Origin of the sequence: Synechococcus sp. R60.1, from assembly GCF_047461835.1 — a bacterium.
In the GTDB taxonomy this organism is placed as follows: Bacteria; Cyanobacteriota; Cyanobacteriia; order Thermostichales; family Thermostichaceae; genus Thermostichus.
This window is the reverse complement of the sequence record NZ_JANSIA010000133.1, coordinates 1-4,788: the sequence shown is the minus strand read 5'-3', so window position 1 is coordinate 4,788 and position 4,788 is coordinate 1. Positions and strand designations below refer to the sequence as shown.

Below are 4,788 nucleotides of genomic sequence, written 5' to 3'. Positions count from 1 at the left end.
TGCGATGGCACTCGTCCACCAAGTTCCTGATTCTCTCCCGCAGACGAAACGCCGCTTGCCGCATTCGCCTACGCTTGGGCCTCGGCGCTTTGCTCAGCCTAGATTGCAGATCGTCTAGGTGGTAGCACAGCCGAGTGATTCTACCAAAGTCCCCCTTGGCGATATCTACAAAACCTGCTCTCACTCTCTCTTGAGCCATTGCCGGATCTGCTCGGCAGCTACATCGCGACCTCCCAACCCAAAAGCCAACGCCACCGCCACGGCAATCGCCCCCAGAACCAGACCAAAAGCCAACACCACAATGTCGGTGGCCACGCCCATCTGCTGCAGGGCCATGGCGCCAACAAAAACCAAGATAGCCACCCGCGCCGCCTGGGCCAGTACCCCTGAGGAAGGGCTACCCAAGCTCTTGATCATAGAGTGGGCCAAATTGGCCAAATAAAGACCGATCCCAAACACCAGGGCGCCGATGAGCACCCGACCGGAAATCAGCAACAGCCCCTGCACAATGTCGGTTAGGGCGGCAAACTGCAGCAACTCCACTGCCGGCACCGCCCCAAACAAGACCACGCCTACCCAGACCACCAAGCCGGCGATCTCGGAGGGAGTGCGACGTTTGGCAGCGGGATCCCCTTCAGGCTCAGGAGCAGCGGCCAGGGGCAAGCCCAGCCCCGCGACCAGACGGTCAAAACCCACCGCCTGCAGCAACTGGGTTACCAAGCTGGCCAAAAATTGCCCCAGCAAGTAAAAGACGGCCAGGATCAAAGCGGATCCCGCGATCATGGGAATGGCCCGCAACACCTGCTCCAGCATCGCCACCGCCGGATCGGAGATGGCCCGAATTTCCAAGGCATTCAGCGCCGCAATCACCGCCGGGATCAACACCAAGACATACACCACCGTCCCGACGATCTGGGCCAACTGGGGAACGCCAAAGCGTGCCCCCAACCGATTTGCCCCTGCTGCCACCAACAAATTGGAGACGATCCCACGCACGATGCGGGCCAAAAACCAGCCCACTGCACCGATGATCAGCGCTCCCAAAATCCGCGGCACCATCGACAGCAGCTGATCCAGCAGGTTTTGCACCGGCTGCAGCGGCCCCTGCAGGTTCAGGGTATCCAGGATGATCGGCAAAAAGAACAGCAGAATCAGCCAGTAAAGGGCATTGCCCAAAGTTTCATTCAGCAGGAAAGGGGTGACCTCTGTACCTCCCTCTTGGCCGGTTGGGGTTCCTTCTGCACCTGCCTCACCGGCAGTGCTTTCCTGTTGCAGAGGCCGGGCCAACTGCTCATCGAGGTTGAAACGCCGCAGCCCCTGGATGACCGCCAGCCGAGCAACAGTGGCCACCACCCAGCCCACAGCCAGCAGCACCAGCGCCCCACCCACCCGTGGCAGATAAACGAAGATTTCCCCCAAAAACCTGTTGAGCGGATCGGAGACAGCTTGAAGCTGCAGGGCATTCAGTACCGCCACCAACACAAAAGCAAGAATCACCCAGTAGACGGCAGCGGCCACCCAGCGCTCCGTTTGGGGCAGCTTCTCGCCGGGCTTTTGGCCCAAAACCCAAGCAGCCAAGCGATTGTCCAGTTGCGTCCTTTTGAGCAGTCCTCTAACGCCGAAGGCTACTGCCGTGGCCACTATCCAACCCAGAATTAAGATGGCAATCGCCGCAAGGAGATTGGGCATAAAATCGATAAGCCTAGACCAAAGACTGACGACAAAAGAGATGGCCTCATCTCCAATGGTGTTTCCAGAGGTGTCCATAATGATCCTCACAGCTTGAAAATGCTCAGGATGGACAGATAACAAGTGTAGGTTAACCTGAAGTGTTTTTTCAGGCAAGTTGGCCAAAGGGGGAATATGAAAAATATATATTGAGGCAGAAATGTCGGATCTCGAAATAAAACTTCACATTCTATTAACCCAAGGGCTCCAGCCATCAGTCAAAGCTCCGATGGGCCATCGAACGGCAAGGATCGAATTCAAGTTGTTGATACCGCAGATTATAGCTTTTCCCCACCGAGCAGGAGCTTTGTAGATTAAGTCAGGATCTCTGTTGTGCGATGGATGCGGCTGCATTGGCTAGAGTCAGTGTTGCTGGGAGGAACTGTAGCGGGCAGTTTGCATCCACAGAATGAGAGCATTTTGATGACCTATATAAAGAATCAAACGGGCAATCGACACTCGGTCAATGGGTTGGATCCCCTGTAGCCTTGATATGCTTAGCCTATTGGCTTGCTCACTGTCTGGCCTAAGGTGTATCCCGAAAAACGTTCACAGCCCTTCAATTTATATACAATTGACGCTTTTCTAAATCGGTTTCTTCCAATACACCAGCGCATCTTCTCCGTTGTAATACCCCTTGCGACGTCCCAGCCGTTGAAACCCTGCCGATTCGTACAGGCGGATTGCCGCTTGATTGGAAGCCTTTACCTCCAGAGTGGCCCAGCGGCAGCCTGCTGCTCTCGCTTGGTTCAGCAGTTCTTCCAGAATCCGCCGGCCCAAGCCCTGTCGTCGGTGCTCGGGATCCACCGCCAAGGAGATGATATGCGCTTCTTCTTCAATGCGCCAGAGAATGCCGAAGCCCACCAGCTCTTTTGTCGTCTGCGTCGGCGAAGTGGGGTTTGGAGAGGGAAGGGGAAACTCGGCTCGGCCCGAGCCACACGAAGCGCCAACGGCAGCGGGTTCCGCCACTACCCCAATCACCGTGCTTGTGGGTCGTTCCAGCTCCGCTCGATATCCCTGTTCTCCCCAGTATCCCCCATAGCACCGCCGATCCAGCTCCAGCAGTTGGGGCAGGGCGGTGATGTCCAACAGCTGCAGCCGATAACTCGTACCGCTCATGGTGGCCTAGTCCCGCAATTCGCAGAATTCCGCCAACAACAACTGCCCCAAGGGATCGTCATCGGGAGCCGCGTAGGGCAAGGCTCTGCGGCTGATGCTCAAGATGTTGCCCCCCGATTGGGGATGGTGCTCCGCACCGCTTTCGCGAACAGGCTTGAGTTCGTAGTCGATCCCTTCGGTGAAGCCGGCTTCCTGTAGGTAGTCTTGGGCGGCTTTGAGGATCCCTTCTCGCAGTTGCGCTTTGACCGCAGGGGCCATGAGGTGGCGAACAAACCACTGGGCGCTGGCGGGATCCACCTCGGCCAGGTATTGGAGGGCAGGGGTCAACACGGCGGGGCGCTCTTGAGGGGACAAGCCGTTCACCTGCTGAGCTACCGCGGGCACATCCCGCCGTTGCATGGCCTGGATCAGGGCTTGTGTGGCTGGAGAAAATGAGGGATCCGACACTTGGCTCATGGCTGGGGGTACCAGAGGGATTCGAGGGTGCGAACAATGGTCTCTGCTTGCTGTAGGGAAGAAGCGGTCGGCAGACAGACGGTTACATGGCCCAGTTTTCGCCCTGGGCGGGCAGGGATTTTGTGGTACCAATGCACCGTGGCATTGGGGAGCTGGGCCAGGCACTGCCGCTTTTCTGCGTAATCGCCGGTGGCATGCTCATAGCCCAAGAGGTTCACCATCACTGCCCCCGCACACTTGAGGGAGGGATCCCCCAAGGGCAGGCCGAGGATGGCCCGCAGGTGTTGCTCGAATTGTGAGGTGTGGCAGGCTTCCAGGGTGTAGTGGCCGGAATTGTGGACCCGCGGCGAGATTTCGTTGATCCAGATCCCGGCCTTGGGGTGGGGCGGCGCCACCCAGAACAGCTCGATGCCAAACACGCCAACTGCACCCAATTTTTCCATCAGATCGGCTGCCAAGCGCCGGATCTCGGCCTCGGTGGTTGGGGGGATGCGGGCAGGCACCAGGACATGGCGGCAGATTTGCTCAATCTGCACAGTTTCCACCACCGGATAAACCCGGATCTCTCCCTTCAGCCCCCGCGCTACCATCACCGCCAGCTCCCGCTCGAACGGGATCCATTCCTCCAGCAATAGCGGGATCCCCTCAGATTGGCTAAGGGCCTGCTGCAAAGCCGCTCGCTCGTGCAAGATGCGGGTGCCCTGCCCATCGTAGCCCTGCCGCCGTCGCTTGAGCACCACCGGAAAGCCCAGTCCAGCCAGGTCTGCCGAATCCAACACCGCCTCCAGCGGAAAAAAAGTCGGCACCGGCAACCCCAACCGCGCCAGAAACTGCCGTTGGTGCAACTTGTCCAGCAGCGGCTCTAGCGTGCTGAGGCTGGGACGAAAGCGGGATCCCTCCGGATCCAGTTTTTTCAGCTCCGGCAGAGGGATAAACTCGTTTTCAAAAGTAACCACCGGGCAGCGCTCCAACAACTGGGCCGTGGCCTGGCTGTCGGCTGTGGATCCCCAAACCACCCCATCGGCCACTGCCACCGCCGGATCGGTGGGAGCAGCAGCCTGCACCACCAGCGGGATCCCCATCTGGCGAGCTGCCAAGGCCAACATCTGCGCCAACTGCCCGCCGCCAATCACCCCCACAGGTTGGGATCTCTGGTCTTTTGAGGATACCTGGGTTTCCACAGCCGTACCGTTATACTGGGTGGTGGGCCGCTGTCCATTGCTTCTTGGATCCAGAACCCCATTATGGGACCCCTTGCCCTCCAGCGCTAGGAGAAAAACGGTGGAACCCTCTCAACCGTCTGAGCCCAGAGCTTTGATTAACCGGGCTTTGGCAGATAAGGTCTTAACTCGCGCTGAACAACAGCAGATCCTCAATGCCGTCATGGCCGATCAAGAAATTTCCCCAGAAGAGCATGACTCTAGTCAATAATAAGCTCAACTATACTGAAAATAATGTATAATATGTTCAGTACGGATTACTACC

At 57.9% G+C, this 4,788-nt stretch carries 5 protein-coding genes and 1 pseudogene; 1 reads left to right on the top strand and 5 read right to left on the bottom strand.

Annotated features, from left to right (window positions below):
- From NW834_RS13285 to NW834_RS13265, 5 genes and pseudogenes are all read right to left on the bottom strand, one after another.
- Positions 1 to 178 (bottom strand): annotated as a pseudogene (locus NW834_RS13285) (RNA-guided endonuclease TnpB family protein); the annotation flags it as partial.
- 2 nt (positions 179 to 180) lie between these two features.
- The gene (locus tag NW834_RS13280) at positions 181 to 1,767 is read right to left on the bottom strand and encodes a mechanosensitive ion channel (RefSeq protein ID WP_414387836.1); all 1,587 of its coding nucleotides are present in this window, start codon (positions 1,765 to 1,767) and stop codon (positions 181 to 183) included.
- Positions 1,768 to 2,313: 546 nt separating this feature from the next.
- Entirely contained in the window at positions 2,314 to 2,847 is a 534-nt protein-coding gene (rimI, locus tag NW834_RS13275; RefSeq protein WP_414329466.1) for a ribosomal protein S18-alanine N-acetyltransferase, read from the bottom strand.
- A 6-nt stretch (positions 2,848 to 2,853) separates the two neighbouring features.
- A complete protein-coding gene (locus tag NW834_RS13270) occupies positions 2,854 to 3,303 on the bottom strand; it encodes a hypothetical protein (protein ID WP_414351012.1) in 450 nt (149 codons plus the stop codon).
- Positions 3,300 to 4,484 (bottom strand): 5-(carboxyamino)imidazole ribonucleotide synthase, encoded by a 1,185-nt coding sequence (locus tag NW834_RS13265; RefSeq protein WP_414419809.1) that lies wholly within the window; start codon positions 4,482 to 4,484, stop codon positions 3,300 to 3,302. Before NW834_RS13265 ends, NW834_RS13270 begins: the two co-directional genes overlap by 4 nt.
- Positions 4,485 to 4,584: 100 nt before the next feature.
- On the opposite strand from NW834_RS13265, the gene NW834_RS13260 reads away from it, so the two are divergent.
- Positions 4,585 to 4,734, top strand: coding sequence for a hypothetical protein (locus tag NW834_RS13260; protein ID WP_414375456.1), 150 nt, complete (start codon positions 4,585 to 4,587; stop codon positions 4,732 to 4,734).
- Positions 4,735 to 4,788 lie beyond the last annotated feature (54 nt).